We start from the raw sequence: 21,511 nt of genomic DNA, 5'->3' as shown, positions 1-21,511 counted from the left end.
ACAGCGGACAGTCGAGACATGCGATAGGCGCGATCATCCTCTGCCAGCGTAAGCGCCAGATGGAGTGCCTGCTCCATGCTGGACGCATCGTATGGATTGGTCAACAGGGCGCCATGCAGTTCAACTGCGGCGCCGGCGAATTCCGATAAGACCAGCGCGCCGTTGCCACCGACACTGCCCTGGGTCGCTACGTACTCTTTTGCCACCAGGTTGAGTCCATCGCGCAATGGCGTAATCCATGCCACATCAGCGACCGCATAATAGGCAAGCACGTCTTCATAGGGAAGCGAACGATAAAAATATCTTACCGGCGTCCAGTCGATGGTTGAAAACCGGCCATTGATCCGCCCCACCATCTGGTCAATCTTGACGCGCAGTGATTTGTATATTTCCATCCCCGGTGCTGCCGGAGTGACGAAATTCAGCAACACCACTTTGCCGATCAGCTCCGGATGTTTCTCAAGCAGGGTTTCGAACGCCAGCAGTTTTTCAAGCGAGCCTTTTACATAGTCGAGGCGTTCGAGCGAGAGTATGGCTGAACGCCCTCCCAACTCAGCGCGAATGCTGTCGATCCTGGCGCGTACCGAGTCTTTCTGCAGCAGGCGGTCGATCTGATCGCAATCGATCCCGACGGGATGGGCACCGAGACGCACGCGACGCCCGGCGACCTCGATACCGGTGGTCGCGGTATCCACACCGAGGGCGCAGCCATAGGTAAGAAACCGGGGTGCACACGGTGTGGTATCGGTAATCTCGGTAGGTGCATAGCTGCGTACTGCATCGACAAAATTTTCCACATAGCGCGGAATATGGAATCCGATGTAATCGCATTGCAACAGACTGCCAACGATCTCGCGCCGCCATGGAATGATGTTGAATACGTCTGATGGTGGAAAAGCAGTGTGGTGAAAAAATGCGATTTTCAGATCGGGGCGCAGCCCGCGCAGGAATGCCGGTACCATCCACAGGTTGTAATCATGAATCCAGACCAGCGCACCTTCAGCTGCTTCTACCGCCGTTTGACGCGCAAAAATTTCATTGATTTTAAGATAATGTTCCCAGTGAGCCTGCAGAAATTCGGCCTTGTCCGGAAACGAAAAAATGATTGGCCAGAACGCCTCCTTGGAAAATTTCTTGTAAAACAGATCGACGTCGTGTGCCGTCAACGGGATCCGTGCTGCGTGCAGATTCGGATATTTCTTTTCATCGATTGCGACACGTGTATTGAAGTTCTTGGGCTCGCGCGAGGATTGCTGAGACCAGGCAACCCATGACCCGGTGGTGCCGCCGGCAAAAAAATTGAGCAGTGTCGGGATGATGCCGTTAGGGCTTTTCGGGCGTCGCCATTTACCCTCTGGACTCTCGTCAAAAGGCAGGCGATGGTACACCATGACCAGTTCCGATTCCCCCAGGCTATCGGCGTTGGCTGGGGTTTCGCCACTCAGTAACTGATGATGTGCAAGCCCTTCGAGGATGCCGGCACAACCCTCGCCTGCGGCAATATGCGTGCGGGGGAGATGGCGCACGGCTTCAGCCAGGGCCGGCTCGGCGCCACCTACGACGATGCCCTGAAATCCGGCGGTGAACATCGACAAGTCATTGAGCGTATCACCGGCGGTGACGACCGATTCCGGATCAAGGTTGAGGTGCTTGCACAGGCGTCCCAATGTCGCACCTTTCCCGACGCCTTTAGGAAGTACATCAAGATAGCGTTGTGCGGAGAACAGGAGTTCGCAGCCCAGCTCGTCAACGACACGTCGCAGCTCATCGTCAATCAGTCCTTCACGTACAAAGAACGAGCAGCGCCGCTCTTGCGGGACGTTTTGGCGATCAAGGTATGTAAACGGGGCCAATGCATCGAGCACTTTCTGGGTTCCAGGCCATGTGGCGGCGATTTCCTGCAGCAGGGGCATGACAGGTAGCAAGCTATCACCGTGAACGACGGTCGCACCGACATCGGCAATGATGTAATCGGGACGCGGCACCGTCGGGTCATTCAGCACCGGTAATATGGACTCAAGGCCCCGGCCCGTCACGAAAATGAGTTTGGAGCCGGGCATGTTGCCGTTGAACAGGCCATGCAGATGGCGCCGGGCGGGTAACGGACCAGCCAGCAGGGTGCCGTCCAGGTCGGTAGCCAGTACCATGCCGGTAGCCGTGGGCAGGGTGGGTGAAAGTCGTTCGGTTAGCATATTGGTCTCCATTTGTGCTCCCCCGTGCGATGTGCCGGTATTGACATGCAAAGCATAAATGACATGCGTAAACCTGTTGGCAGCTTGTCAGCAAGACGGGAAAAAGCTGGTGCTGTATCCAATCAATGGGTTTGAACTCAGGCAATCCTGGAACGCGAACGATGTCATGTGTGACGTTCGGTCACGCTGTTTCCGTGGACAGCCGCTTAAGATGCACCGATGGGCCAGATGGCCTGTGTGCCAGGACTGCAACAAGGCGTAGCGAACTGAAAACAGCGGGTAGTGGATTGATGCGCAGGATAATATCCAAGCTCAACAAGCACTTAGTATACTTTGCCGGGGCGGATGAGGCAAGAAAACGCCTGATTTTTCAGGCCTGTGCAGCTTGTACAGGAATCTGGCTGCGGCTCGCCATGATGCGATTCAGTTCGTCCACGTAGACCAATTGCGGGGTAAATTTCTGCAATTCGGTTTCACTGTAGCTGGCATAGGTGGCGATAATCAGCAGGTCGCCGGGTTGGGCCTTGTGCGCGGCGGCACCATTGACGGAAATGGTGCCGGAATCACGCTCGGCGCGAATGGCATAGGTGGTGAAACGTTCGCCGTTGGTGACATTGTAGATGTCGATTTGCTGATATTCACGAATATCGGCGGCCTCCAGCAGGGTTTCGTCGATCGCGCACGAACCTTCGTAGTGAAGCTCGGATTGGGTAACGCGCACCCGGTGCAACTTGGATTTCAGCATGGTTCTTTGCATGGCCTCGCTCTCGTTCAGGGAACGAATATTAGACCGCCATTATAAACTATAAAGTTTCGGTGCTCTCGACTTCGATATTGTCGATCAACCGGGTGTTGCCCAGATGAGCGGCGGCGAGTACAACAAAATCAGTGTCGCCAGAGGCGGGCATGGTGAGGTCGCGGCGGCGGATGGCGACGTAATCCACGCGCCATCCATGTACTGCGAGCGTGGCGCTGGCGGCCAGTTCCAGCGCGGTGAAATCGCGTTGTCCGGTGGCCAGACGGTCGCGGATTACATTCAGGGTCTGGTACAGGCGTGGCGCTTCGGCGCGTTCCGGGGCACTCAGAAAACCGTTGCGCGACGACAGCGCCAATCCATCGGCGGCGCGCACGGTTGCGCCTGCCACGATGTCCACCGGCACATTCAGATCCGTTACCATGCCGCGAATAATGGCCAGTTGCTGATAATCCTTTTGCCCGAATAACGCCACACACGGCTGTGTGATGTTGAAAAATTTCAATACGATGGTTGCCACGCCACGGAAATGCCCGGGCCGGAATGCGCCGCACAGCTCGTTGGCCAGGGCGGGCGGTTCGACATGGTAGCTTTGTGGATGCGGGAACAGCGTATCCGCAGCGGGGGCAAAAACCACGTCGGTATCCACTTCACGCAGGCGATCGCAATCGTCGCTCAGCGTGCGCGGATAACGCGAAAAATCCTCATTTGCACCGAATTGCAGGGGATTTACAAAAATGCTGACAATCACCCGGCGGGCATGCCTGCGTGCCTGGCGTGCCAGCGAGATGTGGCCTTCATGCAGGTTGCCCATTGTGGGTACGATGGCCACATCGGCATTCTCGGCGCGCCAGCGGCGCATGTCCGCAATCGTGTGGATGATTTGCATGGGATTGAAAACGGGGTGTGATTACGCGGAAATCATGATGGCGTTTACGATGGATTTCAATCCGTCAGAAACTGTGTTCAGCGCCTGGAAACCGGCCATTCCTGACCGCTGCCACATAGGCGATTACTGCAGCCTGTATGCTGCCCGCGCCTTCCATGAAATTTTTCACGAAGCGTGGCGGTTTGCCGGGGGAGATACCGAGCATATCGTGCAGAACCAGCACCTGGCCCGAGCAGTCCGGGCCTGCACCGATGCCGATGGTGGGAACGCGCAGGCTTGCGGTGATGGATTGGGCGAGCGTGGCCGGCACTGCTTCCATCAGTACCATGCACGCGCCAGCCTGCTCCAATTGCTGTGCATCGGCCAGTAACTGTTGCGCCGCGTCGACTGTTTTCCCCTGGACTTTATACCCGCCCAGCGCATTGACCGATTGCGGCAGCAGGCCGATATGCGCACAAACCGGAATCCCGCGTGCCGTGAGGAAGGCAATGGTTTCAGCCATCACCGCCCCTCCTTCGAGCTTGACGCAATGCGCGCCTGCCGCCATCAATAAGGCTGCGGATTGCAGTGCCTGTGCGGGACTGGCCTGATAGCTGCCAAATGGCAGGTCGGCCATGATGAAGCTGTGGGTGGCGCCGCGCGCCACGGCAGCCGTATGGTAAGCCATGTCCTGCAGGCTCACCGGCAAGGTCGTGCTTTGGCCCTGCAACACCATGCCGAGCGAATCGCCGACCAGCAGTATATCCACGCCAGCGACTTCCAGCAGCGTGGCGAAAGTGGCGTCATAGCAGGTCAGCATGGCGAGTTTTTCGCCCTGTGCGGCGCGCTGTTGCAAAGTGGTCAAGGTGGTTTTCATACTGCGATTTTATACCGCCCGGTTGAAAAATTCGCGATTACCGCGCATGCCCTCGATTTGCTGCATCAGCAGCGCAAAATCCGCATCGCTTTGCACGAAATTGAGGTGCTCGCAGTTGACGGTGAAAAGCGGTGCCGCCGTGTAATTGTAAAAATAGTGCGTATAGCTTTCGGCCAGGCGGCGCAGGTAATCGGTCGATATATTGCGTTCGTAGTCGATGCCGCGTCCGAGTACGCGCGCTTGCAGGACGTCCGGCCGGGCCTGCAGATAAATGACCAGGTCAGGCACCGGTGCCTTGGGCTGCAGTTCATCGTAGATTTTTTGATACAGGCGGAATTCATCGTCATCCAGATTCAGGCGTGCAAACAGCAAATCCTTGTCCAGCAAAAAGTCTGCGACAGTATTGTGACGAAACAGGTCGGATTGCTGCAAGTCCTGCACCTGGCCGCTGCGCTGGAACAGGAAAAACAGCTGGGTGGCCAGCGCGTGGCGTTTGGGATCCTGGTAAAAGCGCGGCAGGAACGGATTTTCACTGGCGCCTTCCAGCAAGGTGTCCGCGTGCAAATAGGCTGCGATACGCCGTGCCAGACTGGTTTTGCCTGCGCCTATCGGGCCTTCAACGGCAATAAAACGATATTTTTCCAGCATTTTTCATTGGCTTTTTTCGGTGGTCTTGTTCTGACTGGTCCAATTGTCGGCTACCCGCGTCAGGCCATGTCCGCTGACGTCCGGCAGATAGTGTGCGGCGGCTTGCAGGCCGGGGATCACCATGTCCGGTGCGATTTCCAGCAATGGTATCAGCACGAAGGCGCGTTCGTGCATGCGCGGGTGCGGTAGTGTCAGGCCGGCATCGTGGCATTGCAGTGCAGCATAGCTCAATACATCCAGATCGATGACGCGCGGGGCATTGCGAAAGGTGCGTTCGCGCCCGAATGCATGCTCGATGTTGAGCAGCGCATCGAGTAACTGCTGTGGTGTGAGGCCGGTTTCCAGCAGTGCCACGGCGTTGATGAAGTCGGGCTGATCGGCATAGCCTACCGCCGCATTCAGGTAAAGCGAAGAGCGCGCCAGCAAGCGAGTGTGGGGCAATGCGGCAATGGCGCCGAGTGCAGCCAGAACCTGTCCGGCAGGGTCGGCCAGGTTACTGCCCAGCGCAACATATGCGCGGGCCGGCAAGCGGGTCGCCGTGCATGTGTTCATGCCTGCCTGGCCGGCTCTCCGGCGTCGGCTGGTTTTTTGCTGCGTCTGCGGCGGCGTTTCTTGAGTGCGCCCTGCACCTCGGGCAGGAGCATGGCTGCGCGGGCTTCTTCCGAGGCATCCTGAAAGGTGGTCCACCAGTCGCCCAGTTCCTGATCCACTTCGCCACTCTGCGCGCGCAACAGCAGGAAATCATAACCGGCGCGAAAACGCGGGTGCGGCAACAGGCGGTAGGGACGGCTGCCCGAACGCTGCTCGAAACGCGGCTGCATGCTCCAGATTTCCTTCATCATGCCATCCAGGCGGCGCGGTACTGCGAGGCGTTCGCGCTGGCGGTCGAGTACCGCATCCATCGCTTCGAATAAGGCTGGTGCGGGTTTTACATCGGCCGCAATGCGTGACCTGAAATCGCTTTGCAGCTCGTGCCAGAGCAGGGTTGCAAACAGGAAAGCGGGCGACACCGGCTTGCCTGCCTGCACGCGCAAATCGGTGTTGTGTAACGCGGCCGTGATAAAACGCTCGCCTTCGGGCTGTTCCAGAATGGTGTCCAGTAATGGCAGCATGCCGCGGTGCAATCCTTCGGCGCGTAACTGGTGCACGCCGCGCAAGGCGTGACCGGACAACAATAGCTTGAGCATTTCGTCGAACAGGCGCGACGGCGGTACATTTTCCAGCAGGTCGGCGAGTTCCGCGACCGGTGCACGGGTGGCCTCGTCAATCTTGAACTCCAGCTTGGCGGCAAAACGTGCCGCACGCAGCATGCGTACCGGGTCTTCGCGGTAACGGGTCGCGGGATCGCCGATCATGCGCAGGGTCTTGCGTTCGATGTCCGCAACACCGCCGCGATAGTCCCAGATTTCCTGACTGGCAGGGTCGTAATACAAGGCGTTGACGGTAAAATCACGGCGCTCGGCATCGTCTTCCTGACTGCCGAATACGTTGTCGCGCACGATACGGCCGGTCGCATCGGTTGCGCGATCATCATCGTCTTCCGTCACCAGGCCATTGGAGCGAAACGTGGAGACCTCGATGGTATCTCCGCCGCACATGACGTGCACCAGCCGGAAACGCCGCCCGATAATGCGCGAGCGGCGGAACAGCGCATGCACCTGTTCCGGAGTGGCATTGGTGGCCACGTCAAAATCCTTGGGCGTTTTGCCCAGCAGCAGATCGCGTACCGCACCGCCGACGACGAATGCAGCAAAGCCGCCCTGTTGCAGGGTATCGGTGACTTTCAGCGCGCACGGCAGGATCCGTTCCCTGGCCAGTCCGTGCTGAGCGAGCGGGATGATTTGCAGGCGGGATTTTTTGGTGGCAGCGGTTTTTTTGCCGAATACACGCTGAATCAGGCGGGTGATCATCGAATCGTCAGGGACAAGCCGGAAAACTGGGCAGTAGATAAAGTCATGTCAGGGTAGGGAGTACGGCAATCCAAATTTCTGATTATACACTGACTCCTGTGGGCCGAGACCGCCCCGCATCAGCAGCAGGGCAATTGCAGCAGAGTAGCCAGACACCGCTTGCGTGGTGCTGGCGGATGCATGCAGTAGCCAAATCGGCTAACATCGTTGCAGGAAAGCTGTTTGCCCATATGGCGCACCAACCAATTATTCAAATGCTCAGGAAACCATGTACACCACTGTAGAACTCGCCGAAATTGCTTTTTACCAAGCCTTTGAAGACGCCAATCTGGAGGCCATGATGGCGGTCTGGTCGGGCGCCGCCGAGATCAGTTGCATTCATCCGGCCGGGCCGGTACTGGTGGGCGTCGAGGCGATACGTAAGAGCTGGCAACAGATTTTTGCCGGGGGCAGCGGTGTCACGGTGCAGGTCAATGTATTGCGTGAGTATGCCAGTACAACGCAAGTAGTACATCTGGTTGAAGAGCATTTGAGCGTGACGGGCAATGCCTCGCAACAAGGACATGTGCTCGCCACGAATGTGTATCAACTGGAGGAGGGGGGTGGCTGGTACCTGGTGGCGCATCATGGCACGCCTGCGCCACATATTGCGCCCGCCGGCAAGGCACCGACCCTGCATTGATGCCTGACGCAGGAATAGGCGCCATGCCGTACCGTGTCACTGAATACCGGGCGCCAGCCTGGCTGCCGGGTGGTGATTTACAAACCATCTATCCTTATTTTTTTGCGCCGGTTCCACATATGGATTACCGGCGCGAGCGCTGGGAACTGCCGGATGGCGACTTTCTCGACCTCGACTGGCTGGATGCTGATGCGGACGCGCCGCTGGTGGTATTGTTTCACGGGTTGGAGGGCAACTCGCGTGGCTATTATGCGCTGGCCATGATGAGCGCCGTCAGGCAGCGCGGCTGGCGTGGCGTCGTGGTGCATTTTCGCGGCTGCTCGGGCGAACCCAATCGCCTGCCGCGCGCCTATTTTGCCGGTGATAGCGTCGAGATCGATTACGCTCTCAAACGCTTGCGACTTAAAAATGACCATGCTGCGCTGTATGCTGCCGGCGTGTCGCTGGGAGGGAATGCCCTGCTCAAGTGGCTCGGGGAAGAAGGTGAAAATGCCATGAGTGTGATCAGTCGCGCAGTAGCGATCTCGGCGCCACTGGATCTTACTGTTGCCGGCTATAGTCTGGACAATGGCTTTAATCGTTTTAGCTACACGGCGAGATTCCTGTATACGCTCAAGCAAAAAGCATTGCAGAAACTCGACGCCTATCCAAACTTGTATGCGCGCCAGCAGGTCAAGGCTGTCTCATCCCTGTATGCATTCGATGATCTGGTAACGGCGCCGCTACATGGTTACAAAAGTGCAGACGATTACTGGTTGCGCGCATCCAGCAAGCCGGGACTGATTCATGTGCAGGTGCCCACTTTACTGATCAATGCGCGCAACGATCCTTTCATGCCCGGCTCGGCTTTGCCTGGGCCGGATGAAGTCTCTTCCGCAGTAACGCTGGATTTTCCTGCTGAAGGCGGTCATGTCGGATTTCTCGAAGGGCCGTTTCCCGGAACGGCGAACTGGATGCCGCAACGTACCCTGGGGTTTTTTGAGACCGGGCAATGACCGTCGTGTCATGCAGGTAGAATAGACTGAACTATAACCATACTGAATTTAGCCGCATGTTTTTCTTATTTTGTTATCAGGAGTTTCCATGACCACATTTCCAAAAGAAATTTTCAAGGCTTACGATATTCGCGGCATTGTCGGCAGGACGCTGACTCCGGAGATCGTCGAGGCCATCGGCCACGCAATTGGCTCGGAAGCGGTCGCACGCAGCCAGACGGCGATCTGCATTGGCCGCGACGGGCGTTTGTCCGGTCCGGACCTGGCGGGCGCACTGGCACGCGGCATCCAGAAATCGGGCATCAACGTGATCGATCTGGGTATGGTCGCTACACCGATGACCTATTTCGCAGCTTACGAACTTGGCACGCATTCCGCCGTGATGGTCACCGGCAGCCACAACCCGCCCGACTACAACGGCCTGAAAATGGTGCTGGGCGGCGAAACACTGTCCGGCGATGCGATTCAGGCACTGAGAGAGCGGCTGGAGAACAACGATCTGGTGAAAGGTAACGGCAGTTACAGCGAGCACGATATCGCCCCGGCTTATCTGGATCGTATCGCCGGCGACATCAAGCTGGCGCGCCCGATGAAAGTCATCGTCGATTCCGGCAATGGCGTGCCCGGCGCGTTCGGACCGGAGTTGTATCGACGTCTTGGCTGCACCGTCGAGGAAATGTTCTGCGAAGTGGATGGCAATTTTCCCAATCACCATCCCGACCCCTCCCAGCCGAAAAACCTGGTGGATCTGATCGCCCGCCTGAAAACCAGCGACGCGGAAATCGGCCTTGCCTTCGACGGCGATGGCGACCGTCTGGGCGTGGTCACCAAGGATGGCAGCATCATCTTCCCGGATCGCCAGTTGATGCTGTTTGCCGATGATGTATTGAGCCGCAACCCGAATGCCGAAATCATTTTCGATGTGAAGTCCACGCGCAAACTGTTCGACTGGATTCGCGCGCGTGGCGGCCGTCCGCTGCTGTGGAAAACCGGTCACAGCTTCATCAAGGCAAAAATGAAGGAAACCGGTGCGCTGCTGGCCGGTGAAATGTCCGGCCATATCTTCTTCAAGGAACGCTGGTACGGTTTCGACGACGGCATGTACGCTGGTGCACGCTTGCTGGAATATCTGAGCAAGCAAGCCGATATCAACGCCACTTTGCATGGCCTGCCGGATACGGTCAATACCCCGGAACTCAACATCACCATGCCCGAAGGCGAACACTACACGCTGATGGACAAGCTGCAAAAGAGCGCCACTTTCCCTGAAGCGCGCGAAATCATCACCCTCGATGGCCTGCGCGTGGAATACGCCGATGGCTTCGGCCTGGCGCGGCCTTCCAACACCACCCCGGTGATCGTGTTGCGTTTCGAGGCGGATACTCAGGCCGGCATCGAACGCATCCAGGCGGATTTCCGGCGCGTGCTGCACGAGGCCGCCCCCGCGCTGCAATTACCGTTTTGAGAGTGATGATGGATACGATCCATATCGGTCTGGTTTCCATTTCCGACCGCGCCTCCAGCGGTGTGTACGAGGACAAGGGCATTCCCGCGCTGAAGGAATGGCTGGAAGCCGCGTTGCAAAACCCATGCAGCTTCGACACCCGGCTGATTCCCGATGAGCAGCCGCTGATCGAAGCCACGCTGAAAGAACTGGCCGACCAAAGCGGCTGCGCGCTGATCCTCACCACCGGCGGTACCGGACCAGCGCCGCGCGATGTGACGCCGGAAGCCACGCGTGCCGTGGCCGACAAGGAATTGCCCGGCTTCGGCGAGGCGATGCGCGCGGTGAGCCTGAAATATGTGCCCACCGCCATCCTGTCGCGCCAGGTCGGCGTGGTGCGCGGTGCCTGCCTGATCCTGAATTTGCCCGGCCAACCCAAGGCGATCAAGGAAACACTGGATGGCGTGTTTGCGGCCGTGCCCTATTGTGTGGACCTGATTGGCGGCCCTTATATGGAAACCCGGGAAGAGGTGATCAAGGCATTTCGGCCGAAGAGTGCGCAGAAAACCGTATCGACTTGATGGAATGTGGTGCAGCAGTCTGGCAAGACGGTATCTGACCCCGATGCATGGGATGCATGGTGTGGACCCCGGTGCTATCTACGCGGCTCAGTAGGACCATATCTAAATATCAATCTAGCTAAGGACGCAGAAAATCTTGCGGGTCTTAACCTTGTTGCTGTAGTTGTGACGATTTCAAAAAAAATTCTGATTCTTCAGATGAAAAGGATATGGCTCTCGGTGATGTGATGGCTTTGATCGCGACGAATGATATGGTATTCGAGATGTGGGAGGCTGCATGAAAAGAAAATGGCGTGTCGTTGTAATTAACTGCGCACTTCTATCGGGAATGCTCATCATGTTTGGATGCAGCGAACCAAAAGACATGAACCGCATCGAGAAAATCGTATTACACGATAGCAATACAACGGCTACGCTTTCAATACCCGCCGCATACGGGGCCAAAGCCTTTTCTAAGAACACTGGGCTCGAGTTTCATTGTCTGTACCCGGGTATGCAGCCCGTTGGAAATAAATCCTACGAAGATGAAATGACGGTTTTTATTCTCTTAGGACGTTTCCGAAAAAATCTGGAAGAGCTAAAAATCGAGGAGGCACAAAGCGATCATTTTGATCCAAAACGACCAGGTGCCGTGTATCGAGCAGGAACTCATGACGTCTACGAAATATTTCTTCGCGGTGATCGTATTAATGATCCGCAAGGGATGCAGACATATTACCTTTTCAAAGCACATGATGACCAATGGGTACAGGTCGAATGGGGTGAACACGACGCAATTTATTCAGCTGAGCGACAAATTAGTCCGGATATTTCTATTCAGTACAATTTTCCTAAACAAAAAGGCACGGACTTTATCCATATAGATGAAGTTGTCATGGGATTTATCAAGAACCATTTCACATCGCATTTTGTTAGTCACTAAAGTGGCGACAGGGCAGCTTGCATGGGAAATGTGCTTGATTACTTGCTTTGGAAACCCGGGTTAACTCAGTGTCCGTGAGACGATAACGAGTTCCTGGACATAAGTGCGCTAACGCACAGAGCCTGATGTTTCAATAAGCTAAATTGCGCACAGCAGCTAAGAACAGTTTGCGATTTGCATAATGCTATTGATATTCAGGAGAACAGTATGTCCCCCATTACCCGCACTTTAGTAGCGCTGTCTTGCACCGTTGTGGCAAGCCAGGCGCTGGCCGCCGAACTGGATACGCGTTTGTATCTGACCCCGTCAGTCAATTTCACCGTTACCGATGGCGACTGGTACCACAAGCAGGGAATCGACAATGATTTCGGCTTTGGTCTGGGAGTTGGCAAAGCCATCAGCCAAAGCTGGAACCTGGAATTGAACAGCAACTATGCGGCGTACAGCATCAGGAATTCGACCGGTACGCTCAAGAACACCGGGCTGGGACTGGATGCGCTGTACATCTTTAACCGTAACGCCAGCTTCACGCCTTATACCGTGATCGGGGTAGGCGGCGTGCAGACGCGTGCACCGGGCATTTCCGAAACCAACTGGGCGGCGAATGCCGGCGTGGGCGCGATGAAATGGATGAATGATATTGCGGTGCGGGGCGATGTGCGTTACCGCTATATTCATGATGCAGGCGGCGTGAATCCGGGTGACTGGGTTGCTACCGTGGGACTGGTGATTCCTTTAGGATCGAAACCCATGCCACCTGCACCCAAACCGCAACCCACCCCTGAGCCTATGCCCGCGCCAGTGCAGGAACCCGAACCAATGCCTGCACCCGCGCCAGTGGAACAGCCTCCTGTTGAGCGTCCTGCACCACAGACCAAGATTATTCTCGAGGGTACCAATTTTGATTTTGACAAGGCGACCTTGCGCCCCGCTGGTAAGGCCAAACTGGATAAAGATGCGCAAATGCTGAATACCTATCCGGATATCAACGTCGAGATCGCCGGCTACACGGACAGCATCGGTACCGCGAAATACAACATGGGCCTGTCCAAGCGCCGTGCCGCGACGGTCAAAAAATATCTGGAAAGCAAAGGTATCGCAGACAGCCGCATGACCACCAAAGGCTTTGGCGAAACCCACCCGGTTGCCAGCAACAAAACGGCAGCAGGACGTGCCCAGAATCGCCGTGTGGAAATCCTGATCCTCAACTGATTCGTTGCAGATCATTTGAAGCCGGGTGGCGCAAGCTGCCCGGCTTTTTTATTGCCTGATGTGATGTTAAGACTACAGGGTTGCCGCCCTGCGCCCCCACAACCACACATACTGCGCACCGGACGCCAACGCGGTGAACAGCACCAGATAAAACAGCGGCAATAGCCATGCGGCCAAGGGCAGGATGGCGGCGGCATCGGCGATGACCAGGCCGGCCAATGCGAATTCCAGCAAGGTGTGCAACTTGCCCAGCCAGGTGGGGGTGACTTCAAGATGACCGGCGCGGTGCCGGTAAGCCAACGCGCCGCCAATGATCACCACATCGCGCAATATGATGACGCTGAGCAACCAGCCCGGCAGCAGCGCCAGCCAAACCAGTACGGCCAGGGTGGACAGCAGCATGAGCTTGTCGGCGATGGGATCGAGGGCCGCCCCAAGTTCGGTGCGCTGGTCAAGGAGGCGCGCGAGAAAGCCGTCCAGCGCATCACTGAGTGCGGCTGCGATGAACACCCACAGCGCCCAGTTGTAATAACCCACGGTCAGCAGCCATACCACCACCGGCACCAGGATCAGGCGCAGCAGGGTGATGCTGTTGGGAATATTCAGCTGCCGGGCAATTGGATGCATTGAACCTCCTCAGTGCAATACATTCTCCCACAGTTTTTGCAGGCGTTTAACCGACACCGGCTGTGGGGTTTTCAGTTCCTGCGCGAATAGCGAAATGCGCAGTTCCTCCAGTTGCCAGCGGAATTCCTCCAGCGCCGGGTCGTCGATTGCCGCCTTGCGGTGCTTGTCGAGGCGCGCACGGTATTGGGCAGTGAGTGAAATGAGGGCAGTGGCGTGGCGCTGGTCCTGCTCCAGCCGCGCGGGCAGTTTGGACAGGCGCGCATTGATGCCTTTGAGATAGCGCGGCAGATGCTGGAGGCGCGTCCACGGGGTCGTGCTGATAAAGCCCGCGTAAACCAGATGCGACAATTGATCCTGAATGTCCTTCACGACGTGCGGCCACGGCGCCTTGAGCTTGCCCAGAATCTGGGTGTACTCGTCCAGCACTTGCCCCACCGTGCGGGAGAGGGCATCCGCTACTGCCTTGAGGCGCGCCCGCGCTTTGGACAATTGCGCCTCGAACTGCTGTTGCGTGCGCGGCAGAGCGTCATCGCCCAGGCAGGCCCGTTCGGCGATGGCGCGGATCAGCTCCTCGCGCAAACTGTCGGCATCCCCCAGGCTGCGGTAGGCCAGCGCCAGCCGGGTAAAGTCAGGCAGGTTTTTTTCCAGAAATTTGAATTGTTCTGTCAGGGTCAGGCGGAACAGGCGTGCCAGCCCGGCACGGTGCGCGCGTTCTGCCGCCTGACGCGTATCGAACAGCCGCAGCGCCACGCTGTCCTTGTCGTCGGCGAGGGCAGGGTAGCCGGTCACCGCTTGCCCGGCGCGGTCGAAGCGCAGTTCTTCCGGGACGTCACCGAATTCCCAGCGCTTGAAACCGGTTTTTTCAAACGTCGTATCTTGCGCACGAAAGGTCAATTGTGCCGCTTCACCCAGTTGCTTGCGTAGCGCGATCAAATCGCGGCCGGATGCCAGCTCCCGGCCATTGCCGTCGATCACGCGGAAATTGGCGCGGAGATGTGGGGGCGGCACATCCGTCCAGTCCGCCGGGCTTACTTTCAAATTGCTGCGCCGGGTTAACGCGTCGGCCAGCGCTTCGGTCAGTGCCCGGGTCGGGGCCAGTGTTTCCATCAATGCCGTGACGCTGTCCGGAACCGGCACGAATACGCGGCGCAGCTGCTTGGGCAGCGCCTTGACATACCAGGTGAGTTTTTCGCGCAACATGCCCGGCACCAGCCAGTCGAAGTGCCAGCCCGGCACGGTATTGAGCAGCGCCAACGGGATGGTGACCGTCATGCCGTCGAGCGGATGGCCGGGCTCGAAGCGATAACTCAGCGGTAACGCGATGGCGTCGATGGTGAGCACCTGCGGAAACCAGTCCGCGGTCACCGACTCCGCACCGTGGCGCATCAGGTCGTCGCGGGAAAGGTACAGCAGACGCGGATTTTCCCGCTCCGCGTCGCGCCGCCACTGGTCGAAACCGCTGCCGTTGACGATCCCGGCCGGGATGCGCGCGTCGAAAAACGCGAACAGGCGCTCCTCGTCGACCAGCACATCCTGGCGCCGCGCCTTGTGCTCCAGTTCGACGATTTCCTCGATGAGCTGACCGTTGTGGGCGAAGAACGGCGCACGCGTGTCGTACTCTCCCGCCACCAGCGCGCTGCGGATGAAAATGCGGCGGCTCTCCACCGGGTCGATACTGCCGTAATGCACGCTGCGCCGGGGCACGATGGTCAGGCCGAACAGCTGTACTTGCTCGAAGGCCGATACCTGGGCGGTTTTTCTCTGCCAGTGCGGGTCGAAATAATTGCGTTTCAACAAGTGCGCGGCGACGGCTTCCAGCCATTCGGGTTCGATCTTGGCGGCGGTGCGGGCGTACAGCCGCGTGGTTTCAGTAAGCTCTGCCGCCATCACCCATTTGGGCGATTTTTTCGCCAGCGCGGAACCGGGGTGGATGTGGAACTTGATGCCGCGCGCACCCTGGTAGCCGCCTTCGTCCATTTTTACGCCGATGTTACCGAGGAAACCGGCCAGCAGCGCCTGATGAATGGCTTCGTATTTGGCGGCTTCCTCGTTGATGCGTAGCCCCATCTCCCTGGCCATGCTGGCAAGCTGACCGTGTACTTCGCGCCACTCGCGCAGGCGTTGCGGATTGAGAAAATGTTCGCGGCACTGGTCTATCAGCTTGCGATTGGATTTTTTGTGCTTCAAGGCCTCATCGTAAAACTCCCACAGCTTGAGGATACCGATGAAATCCGAATGCTCATTGGCGAACGCCCGATGGCGGTCATCAGCGGCACCCGCTTGTGCCGGCGGGCGCTCGCGCGGATCCTGCACCGACAGCGCGGCGCAGATCACCAGCGCTTCGGCGAGGCAACCGGATTGTTGCGCGGCGAGCAGCACGCGGCCGATTTTCGGGTCGAGCGGGAGTTTTGCCAACTGCTTGCCAATAGGCGTGAGGCGGCGCTGATCGGTAACCGCGTTGAGTTCTTCCAGCAACTGGTAGCCATCGGCAATCAGGCGCGGCGCGGGAGCGTCCAGAAACGGGAAATCCGCCGCTTCGCCGAGGCGCAATGCAGACATGCGCAGGATTACGCCAGCCAGCGAAGTGCGCAGGATTTCCGGCTCGGTATACGCCGGGCGTGCGCTGTATTCGAGCTCAGAATAGAGCCGGATGCATACGCCTGCCGCGACGCGGCCGCAGCGCCCGGCGCGCTGGTTGGCAGAAGCCTGCGACACCGGTTCGACCTGCAACTGATCCACCTTGGTACGCGGCGAATAGCGCAGCAGGCGAACCCAACCGGGGTCGATCACATAGCGGATGCCGGGCACGGTGAGCGAGGTTTCCGCCACGTTGGTGGCGAGCACGATGCGGCGCGCATTGCTGGGATGGAAAATGCGTTGCTGCTCCTGCACCGAAAGTCGGGCGAACAGCGGCAGGATTTCGGTGTGCGGCGGATGATGCTTGCGCAGCGCCTCGGCGACGTCGCGGATCTCGCGCTCACCGGGCAGGAAGATGAGTATATCGCCTTCGCCCAGCCGCGCCAGTTCGTCGGTGGCGTCGAGAATGGCCTGGGTCTGGCGCTCTTCTTCGGTGTCCCGCGGCTTGGTTCCGTCAGTGGTGCGTTCGGGTGCTTCGATCGGACGGTAGCGGATTTCCACCGGATAGGTGCGCCCGGATACCTCGATCACCGGCGCGCCGCCGAAGTGTCTGGAAAAGCGTTCGGCGTCGATGGTGGCCGAGGTAATGATGACTTTCAGCTCGGGGCGGCGTGCCATCAACTGGCGCAGGTAGCCGAGCAGGAAATCAATGTTCAGGCTGCGTTCGTGCGCCTCGTCGATGATGATGGTGTCGTAGGCGCGCAGGTCGCGGTCACTGCTGGTTTCCGCCAGCAGCATGCCGTCGGTGAGCACCTTGATCACGGTGTCATGGCGCACCTGGTCGGTGAAGCGCACCTTGTAGCCGACGCCTTCGCCCAGGTTCGTGCCCAGTTCCTGCGCCAGCCGCGCTGCCACCGTGCGCGCGGCAATGCGGCGCGGCTGGGTACAGGCGATGCGGCCGATTACCCCGCGTCCGGCCTGCAGACAGATTTTAGGCAATTGCGTGGTTTTGCCGGAGCCGGTGGCACCGCACACAATCACCGCCTGATGGGTGCGGATGGCCGTGGCGATTTCATCGTGGTGCGCCGATACCGGCAGCGCCTCCGGATAGTTGAGGGCGGCCGGTTGCCAGAACCGGGTCACGGCGATGTCAGGCTGAATCACTTGCGGTCAATGTAGTGCTTGTCGTCAAAAGTGGCGACCCAGTGAGGTTTGTATGCCACCAGTACCGTCATGATCATGCCGGTGGTCATCGCCTCCGACCAGGCCATCAACAGATAGTAAGGCAGGTAATTACCCAGCAGATAATCGAATGGATAGTCTCCCGCCAGCGCCAGGGTCCAGCTTGCGGCAAAGCTCATCACCGCGATGGTTATCCCGGCCCCGAAGAAAGCATTGAAAAAAATATAGATAAAAAAATGATTGGGCAGTTTGCTGTCCACCAGCCGGTAAATCCACCAGCTTACAGTGACCGGCAGCACCACCATGAGCAGGCCGTTCAGCGCAAAAGCTTGCCAGGTGCCGTCCCAGGCCGTGGACAGTAACAGCGTCAGCGTCAACGCGAGAATGGCAAACCAGGGACCGAACAACAGGGTGAGCGCCGTGGCGCCCAGCAGATGCAGATTCAATCCGGGCTGGATGCTTGCCCTGATCTGCCAGAACGCCAGCACGGCCACACTTGCCCCCAGCAGCAGATTGAACACCCCGGGTTTTTTGAGCACTCCCCAGGGCGCGGCGAACAGTGCCCTGGCCAGCACCGCAGCAAATAACAGCAGCGAAACGAGCAGCCAGGAGTGTGGAATCAGGGTATTGGTGAAGTTCATCTGGAGAGATCGGGCGGAGCGAAGTAAACGAGCGATTTTACGCTATACTCGGCCGGGTTAAAATCCTGGAGCACATTATGAAACTCGTTCTGTTCGATCTCGATAACACCCTGCTGGCCGGGGATTCTGACTTCGAGTGGGCGCAATTCCTGATCGAGCAGGGCGTGCTGGATAGTGAGCTGTATGCGGCGCGCAATCATGCGTTTTACGAGCAATACAAGGCGGGCACGCTGGATATCCACGAATTCCTCGATTTCCAGCTGAAACCTTTGGCGCGCCACGCACGCGCGCAGCTGGATGCCTGGCACGCTGATTACATGCTGAAAAAAATCCTGCCGATCATGACTTCATCTGCCAAGACGCTGGTCGGACGCGAACTGGCCGATGCCGACCTCGTTGCCATCATTACCGCCACGAATAGTTTTGTCACCGCACCTATTGCAAGGGCTTTCGGCGTTTCGCACCTGATCGCCACCGAGCCGGAGCAGATTAATGGCGCCTATACCGGGCGTGTGGCGGGTACGCCCAGCTTCCGCGAAGGCAAGATCGTACGTCTGCACGAATGGCTGGCGAGCCTTGGCAAAACCCTGGGCGATTTTGATCAGAGCTGGTTTTACAGTGATTCGCTGAACGACTTGCCGCTGCTTGATCTGGTGACGAACCCGGTGGCGGTGGATCCCGACGCGACCTTGCACGAACACGCCGTTCAATGCGGCTGGCCGATTATCAGTCTGCGTGGGAATAGGTCGGATTCTGCATAACTGAACCCGCTGATCGGCCTGCGATCGAAATGATTGACACGATGCGAGATCAGACGGAGGGCAAGGGCCGCATCATGATATAGCGGCCCTTTCAGGTTACATTTTGATTTGTGTCCAGCCTTCATGGTCCCGTTTAACAATTTCACCAATGGCGCCTGGAACAACAGTAGCACCAGCGATTAGATCCTTTGGTGTTATATGTAAAGCCGTCATGGTATTGCCACAAGCAGCAAATGTAATGCCATAAGCAGACAGGCTCTGAACGTGCTCTGCAACCGGCGAGCCCTTAACCAGCATCTTGATACCCGGTCCCCATACCACCACTTCAATTTGTGCTTTGTCCATCCCGACTACCTGCATGATCTGGGCCGCATTATTGACAGCAAGGTTCCAGGAGGCAGGGTTTGCGCTATTGACCTCGAGCAACACTTTAAATCCACCTGCTTTAGCGTGTTCGGAGACCGTGTTTGCGGTTTGTGCAACGGCCGATCCGCAAGAAAATACAAGTAATAAAACTAGAGAATGGATAAAGTGACGCATGGTAAACCTCCGTATTTTTCGAGTAAATAAATGCCTGTATGGATGGATAAGGCTTGGCTAAATTACGTTAAAAGTTAATAAATGTCCATGATCCGATGCTATGGGATATTGTCCCGATCCTGCGCCTCTGGTCATTGTGATCATTGGGGTCGATCAACTGCATGGCTGGGTTTAAGAGCTGATTTATCTCCACGCCCTGATTACGCAATGAAAATTGAACAGTATGAAAACTCGATATTTCAGCGGTCCCCGCTTACCGATTGCTGATATAAACCAATGAGTTCAGTTTGGGCAAGTATGTGCCCCTGCATTGCTTTTTCCAAAGCAGCTTCGTTTGGCTGGTTGAGATTGGGTAGCATCAAATCCAGCGCGTAAAGTTTATGAAAATAGCGATGACGCCCGACTGGAGGGCAGGGGCCGCCGTAGCCGGTGCGCTTCCAGTCGTTAAGCCCTGGCAGTGTGCCGGCCGGTAATGCGGTCACCTGTTCAGACAGGCCTGTGCTGGTCGGCGGCAGATTGTAGAGCAGCCAGTGCACCCAGACTCTTTGCGGAGCAGCAGGATCCGGTGCATCAGGGTCGTCAACGATAAGCACCAGGCTTTTTGCATTGGCCGGTACATTGGCCCATGCCAGCGGCGGCGAGATATTCGCACCATCGCAAGTGTACCTGGAAGGAATGAGACTGTTGTGCGTAAAAACGCTGGATGTGATGATCATGCTCACTGCGCGCCTCCCTGCTAGCTGAACCGCCACCAGCCCGCTACTGAAAAATCATTCCTGTCGTTTGCAATCCGCCCAGTTATTGGGCGTTTCGTAGATGCGCACCTGTTGCAGACGCAGCTGGTTGCCATAAGTATCCTGGTAAGCAGGATCGAGAATATCGAAAGCAATCTGCGCGAGATTTTCGACCGTGGGCACCACTTCGAGAATGACTGTTTTGTGCCCCGGTAAGGTTGCCAGAAAGTCGCTCACCACCTGGTCGCCGCGATATACCAGAAACGCGTGGTCCCAGGCATCCACCAATTGTGTTTTGGCGATGCGTTTGACATCGGAAAAATCCATCACCATGCCTTGTTCGGATTGCCCCTCAGCAGTAATGATTTCCCCGGACAGGGTGATTTCAATTGCATATCGATGCCCATGCAAATGTTTGCATTGGCTGGTGTGGTTCGGGATGCGATGCCCGGCATCGAACTCCAGGCGACGGGTGATTAGCATGGGGGTCGTGATCAAATGAAGATACGCTGATTATATCTTGTCACCTTATGCACCGTTGTATAAAGCGTCAACCTGATGATTAGCCATCGAATGGATATGCTTTCGATTTTAAGACTTGCAAAAGTTGTGATCCGGCAAATAAAAATTTACCCGCTGCCAGAATAAAACAAACCCGATTGCTGTTCATCCCTCTGCAAGACCCTGAACTTTCATTTAAAGGAGAGAAAAAATGTTACGCATAGCAAAATACTTGATCGCTACCCTGTTCGCCCTGACGTTTGCGGGCTGCGCCAGTTACCAGCCGGCCATGATGTCGGGCGGCGTATTGACCGACAGTGCCGGCATGACGCTGTATACCTTTGACAAGGACGTCGCCAATAGTGGCAAAAGTGCCTGTAATGGCCCATGCGCCGCCTTGTGGCCGCCCGTTGCGGCAAGCGGTAGCCTGAGCGGCGACTACTCCGCAGTTACCCGTGACGATGGAACCAAACAGCTGGCCTATAAAGGCAAGCCTGTATACCTGTTCGCCAAGGATCAAAAACCGGGTGACAAATCAGGTGATAACGTCAAGGATGTCTGGCACGTCATCAAGTAATCGGCTACGGTGGTTTCCCGGCTTATTTGAATCCGGGCAAGTGCCCGAATGCGATTACTTTGCAACCGACATTCGGGTACTTGGGTTGGGCTATACAATATTTTCAGACGTGTGCTGTTTATGCCGGGCAGTCATAATATGGTCGGCTTCCAAAATGCTTATGGATACCGGTTTCCCCATGTAATATCCGCCATGCCCGGCCAGTTATTTTTGTCAAAACCTAGCGCATTCTTGTGGCGGTTTTCTTCGTATTCAAAATAAAACGTTTATGCGCGGTATCCAGAGT

21 protein-coding genes are annotated in these 21,511 nt (G+C 57.1%); 8 read left to right on the top strand and 13 right to left on the bottom strand.

The features are described 5' to 3' along the window. The 7 genes from ggpS to pcnB all read right to left on the bottom strand — a co-directional run. Positions 1-2,192, bottom strand: a 2,192-nt coding sequence (ggpS, locus tag ACYCZJ_RS13575; protein WP_461554765.1) for a glucosylglycerol-phosphate synthase, incomplete at its 3' end; no start/stop codon positions are given. A gap of 370 nt (positions 2,193-2,562) precedes the next feature. Further along, a complete protein-coding gene (gene panD, locus ACYCZJ_RS13570) occupies positions 2,563-2,949 on the bottom strand; it encodes an aspartate 1-decarboxylase (protein ID WP_461554764.1) in 387 nt (128 codons plus the stop codon). Between the two features lie 46 nt (positions 2,950-2,995). Next, positions 2,996-3,835: a pantoate--beta-alanine ligase gene (gene panC / locus ACYCZJ_RS13565; protein ID WP_461554763.1), complete on the bottom strand. Its 840-nt coding sequence runs from the start codon at positions 3,833-3,835 to the stop codon at positions 2,996-2,998. Positions 3,836-3,899: 64 nt separating this feature from the next. Further along, a complete protein-coding gene (gene panB / locus ACYCZJ_RS13560; RefSeq protein WP_461554762.1) occupies positions 3,900-4,691 on the bottom strand; it encodes a 3-methyl-2-oxobutanoate hydroxymethyltransferase in 792 nt (263 codons plus the stop codon). A gap of 9 nt (positions 4,692-4,700) precedes the next feature. Next, complete coding sequence (locus tag ACYCZJ_RS13555) at positions 4,701-5,339, bottom strand: deoxynucleoside kinase (RefSeq protein WP_461554761.1); 639 nt, start codon at positions 5,337-5,339, stop codon at positions 4,701-4,703. Positions 5,340-5,342: 3 nt separating this feature from the next. Further along, a complete protein-coding gene (folK, locus tag ACYCZJ_RS13550; RefSeq protein WP_461554760.1) occupies positions 5,343-5,891 on the bottom strand; it encodes a 2-amino-4-hydroxy-6-hydroxymethyldihydropteridine diphosphokinase in 549 nt (182 codons plus the stop codon). Then, entirely contained in the window at positions 5,888-7,249 is a 1,362-nt protein-coding gene (gene pcnB, locus ACYCZJ_RS13545; protein WP_461554759.1) for a polynucleotide adenylyltransferase PcnB, read from the bottom strand. Before pcnB ends, folK begins: the two co-directional genes overlap by 4 nt. Positions 7,250-7,517: 268 nt before the next feature. Between pcnB and ACYCZJ_RS13540 the strand changes: the two genes are divergently transcribed. The 6 genes from ACYCZJ_RS13540 (at position 7,518) to ACYCZJ_RS13515 (ending at position 13,085) form a co-directional block, all read left to right on the top strand. Next, the gene (locus ACYCZJ_RS13540) at positions 7,518-7,931 is read left to right on the top strand and encodes a YybH family protein (RefSeq protein ID WP_461554758.1); all 414 of its coding nucleotides are present in this window, start codon (positions 7,518-7,520) and stop codon (positions 7,929-7,931) included. 23 nt (positions 7,932-7,954) lie between these two features. Beyond that, on the top strand, positions 7,955-8,926 hold the full coding sequence (locus ACYCZJ_RS13535) for a YheT family hydrolase (RefSeq protein WP_461554757.1): 972 nt from the start codon (positions 7,955-7,957) through the stop codon (positions 8,924-8,926). A gap of 88 nt (positions 8,927-9,014) precedes the next feature. Next, positions 9,015-10,391 carry a phosphomannomutase/phosphoglucomutase gene (locus ACYCZJ_RS13530; protein WP_461554756.1) on the top strand — a complete coding sequence of 459 codons (1,377 nt, stop codon included), beginning with the start codon at positions 9,015-9,017 and terminating at the stop codon, positions 10,389-10,391. Between the two features lie 5 nt (positions 10,392-10,396). Further along, the gene (mog, locus tag ACYCZJ_RS13525; RefSeq protein ID WP_461554755.1) at positions 10,397-10,951 is read left to right on the top strand and encodes a molybdopterin adenylyltransferase; all 555 of its coding nucleotides are present in this window, start codon (positions 10,397-10,399) and stop codon (positions 10,949-10,951) included. Between the two features lie 277 nt (positions 10,952-11,228). Next, positions 11,229-11,873, top strand: a complete 645-nt coding sequence (locus tag ACYCZJ_RS13520) for a hypothetical protein (protein ID WP_461554754.1) — start codon at positions 11,229-11,231, stop codon at positions 11,871-11,873. A 207-nt stretch (positions 11,874-12,080) separates the two neighbouring features. Next, entirely contained in the window at positions 12,081-13,085 is a 1,005-nt protein-coding gene (locus ACYCZJ_RS13515; RefSeq protein ID WP_461554753.1) for an OmpA family protein, read from the top strand. A 72-nt stretch (positions 13,086-13,157) separates the two neighbouring features. Here ACYCZJ_RS13515 and ACYCZJ_RS13510 read toward each other — a convergent pair whose 3' ends face one another. From ACYCZJ_RS13510 to ACYCZJ_RS13500, 3 genes are read right to left on the bottom strand one after another with little or no spacing between them, the layout of a single operon-like run. Then, positions 13,158-13,712 carry a CDP-alcohol phosphatidyltransferase family protein gene (locus tag ACYCZJ_RS13510; RefSeq protein ID WP_461554752.1) on the bottom strand — a complete coding sequence of 185 codons (555 nt, stop codon included), beginning with the start codon at positions 13,710-13,712 and terminating at the stop codon, positions 13,158-13,160. A 9-nt stretch (positions 13,713-13,721) separates the two neighbouring features. Next, positions 13,722-17,453 carry an ATP-dependent RNA helicase HrpA gene (hrpA, locus tag ACYCZJ_RS13505; RefSeq protein WP_461554751.1) on the bottom strand — a complete coding sequence of 1,244 codons (3,732 nt, stop codon included), beginning with the start codon at positions 17,451-17,453 and terminating at the stop codon, positions 13,722-13,724. Beyond that, positions 17,450-18,112, bottom strand: coding sequence for an energy-coupling factor ABC transporter permease (locus ACYCZJ_RS13500; RefSeq protein WP_461554750.1), 663 nt, complete (start codon positions 18,110-18,112; stop codon positions 17,450-17,452). Before ACYCZJ_RS13500 ends, hrpA begins: the two co-directional genes overlap by 4 nt. Before the next feature lie 77 nt (positions 18,113-18,189). On the opposite strand from ACYCZJ_RS13500, the gene ACYCZJ_RS13495 reads away from it, so the two are divergent. After that, a complete protein-coding gene (locus ACYCZJ_RS13495; RefSeq protein ID WP_461554749.1) occupies positions 18,190-18,873 on the top strand; it encodes a histidinol-phosphatase in 684 nt (227 codons plus the stop codon). A 96-nt stretch (positions 18,874-18,969) separates the two neighbouring features. Here the strand turns inward: ACYCZJ_RS13495 and ACYCZJ_RS13490 are convergent, their stop codons facing one another. From ACYCZJ_RS13490 to queD, 3 genes are all read right to left on the bottom strand, one after another. Next, on the bottom strand, positions 18,970-19,413 hold the full coding sequence (locus ACYCZJ_RS13490; RefSeq protein ID WP_461554748.1) for a DsrE family protein: 444 nt from the start codon (positions 19,411-19,413) through the stop codon (positions 18,970-18,972). A 239-nt stretch (positions 19,414-19,652) separates the two neighbouring features. Beyond that, the gene (locus ACYCZJ_RS13485) at positions 19,653-20,135 is read right to left on the bottom strand and encodes a YbhB/YbcL family Raf kinase inhibitor-like protein (RefSeq protein WP_461554747.1); all 483 of its coding nucleotides are present in this window, start codon (positions 20,133-20,135) and stop codon (positions 19,653-19,655) included. Between the two features lie 48 nt (positions 20,136-20,183). Continuing rightward, positions 20,184-20,630, bottom strand: coding sequence for a 6-carboxytetrahydropterin synthase QueD (queD, locus tag ACYCZJ_RS13480; RefSeq protein WP_461554746.1), 447 nt, complete (start codon positions 20,628-20,630; stop codon positions 20,184-20,186). Positions 20,631-20,859: 229 nt separating this feature from the next. Between queD and ACYCZJ_RS13475 the strand changes: the two genes are divergently transcribed. Next, entirely contained in the window at positions 20,860-21,225 is a 366-nt protein-coding gene (locus tag ACYCZJ_RS13475) for a COG4315 family predicted lipoprotein (RefSeq protein ID WP_461554745.1), read from the top strand. Positions 21,226-21,511 lie beyond the last annotated feature (286 nt).

Source organism: Sulfuriferula sp., assembly GCF_054605375.1.
The sequence above is the reverse complement of the archived record's forward strand: the minus strand, read 5'-3'. Positions and strand labels throughout refer to the sequence as shown.

Excerpts from the sequence above, each read along its gene's own strand:
- panD (WP_461554764.1), bottom strand. The coding sequence starts at position 2,949 with ATGCAAAGAACCATGCTGAAATCCAAGTTGCACCGGGTGCGCGTTACC.
- pcnB (WP_461554759.1), bottom strand. The coding sequence starts at position 7,249 with ATGATCACCCGCCTGATTCAGCGTGTATTCGGCAAAAAAACCGCTGCC.
- ACYCZJ_RS13555 (WP_461554761.1), bottom strand. The coding sequence starts at position 5,339 with ATGCTGGAAAAATATCGTTTTATTGCCGTTGAAGGCCCGATAGGCGCA.
- folK (WP_461554760.1), bottom strand. The coding sequence starts at position 5,891 with ATGAACACATGCACGGCGACCCGCTTGCCGGCCCGCGCATATGTTGCG.
- panC (WP_461554763.1), bottom strand. The coding sequence starts at position 3,835 with ATGCAAATCATCCACACGATTGCGGACATGCGCCGCTGGCGCGCCGAG.
- mog (WP_461554755.1), top strand. The coding sequence starts at position 10,397 with ATGATGGATACGATCCATATCGGTCTGGTTTCCATTTCCGACCGCGCC.
- ACYCZJ_RS13490 (WP_461554748.1), bottom strand. The coding sequence starts at position 19,413 with ATGCGTCACTTTATCCATTCTCTAGTTTTATTACTTGTATTTTCTTGC.
- ACYCZJ_RS13520 (WP_461554754.1), top strand. The coding sequence starts at position 11,229 with ATGAAAAGAAAATGGCGTGTCGTTGTAATTAACTGCGCACTTCTATCG.
- ACYCZJ_RS13515 (WP_461554753.1), top strand. The coding sequence starts at position 12,081 with ATGTCCCCCATTACCCGCACTTTAGTAGCGCTGTCTTGCACCGTTGTG.
- panB (WP_461554762.1), bottom strand. The coding sequence starts at position 4,691 with ATGAAAACCACCTTGACCACTTTGCAACAGCGCGCCGCACAGGGCGAA.
- ACYCZJ_RS13535 (WP_461554757.1), top strand. The coding sequence starts at position 7,955 with ATGCCGTACCGTGTCACTGAATACCGGGCGCCAGCCTGGCTGCCGGGT.
- ACYCZJ_RS13500 (WP_461554750.1), bottom strand. The coding sequence starts at position 18,112 with ATGAACTTCACCAATACCCTGATTCCACACTCCTGGCTGCTCGTTTCG.
- ACYCZJ_RS13540 (WP_461554758.1), top strand. The coding sequence starts at position 7,518 with ATGTACACCACTGTAGAACTCGCCGAAATTGCTTTTTACCAAGCCTTT.
- ACYCZJ_RS13510 (WP_461554752.1), bottom strand. The coding sequence starts at position 13,712 with ATGCATCCAATTGCCCGGCAGCTGAATATTCCCAACAGCATCACCCTG.
- ACYCZJ_RS13495 (WP_461554749.1), top strand. The coding sequence starts at position 18,190 with ATGAAACTCGTTCTGTTCGATCTCGATAACACCCTGCTGGCCGGGGAT.
- ACYCZJ_RS13475 (WP_461554745.1), top strand. The coding sequence starts at position 20,860 with ATGTTACGCATAGCAAAATACTTGATCGCTACCCTGTTCGCCCTGACG.
- ACYCZJ_RS13530 (WP_461554756.1), top strand. The coding sequence starts at position 9,015 with ATGACCACATTTCCAAAAGAAATTTTCAAGGCTTACGATATTCGCGGC.
- queD (WP_461554746.1), bottom strand. The coding sequence starts at position 20,630 with ATGCTAATCACCCGTCGCCTGGAGTTCGATGCCGGGCATCGCATCCCG.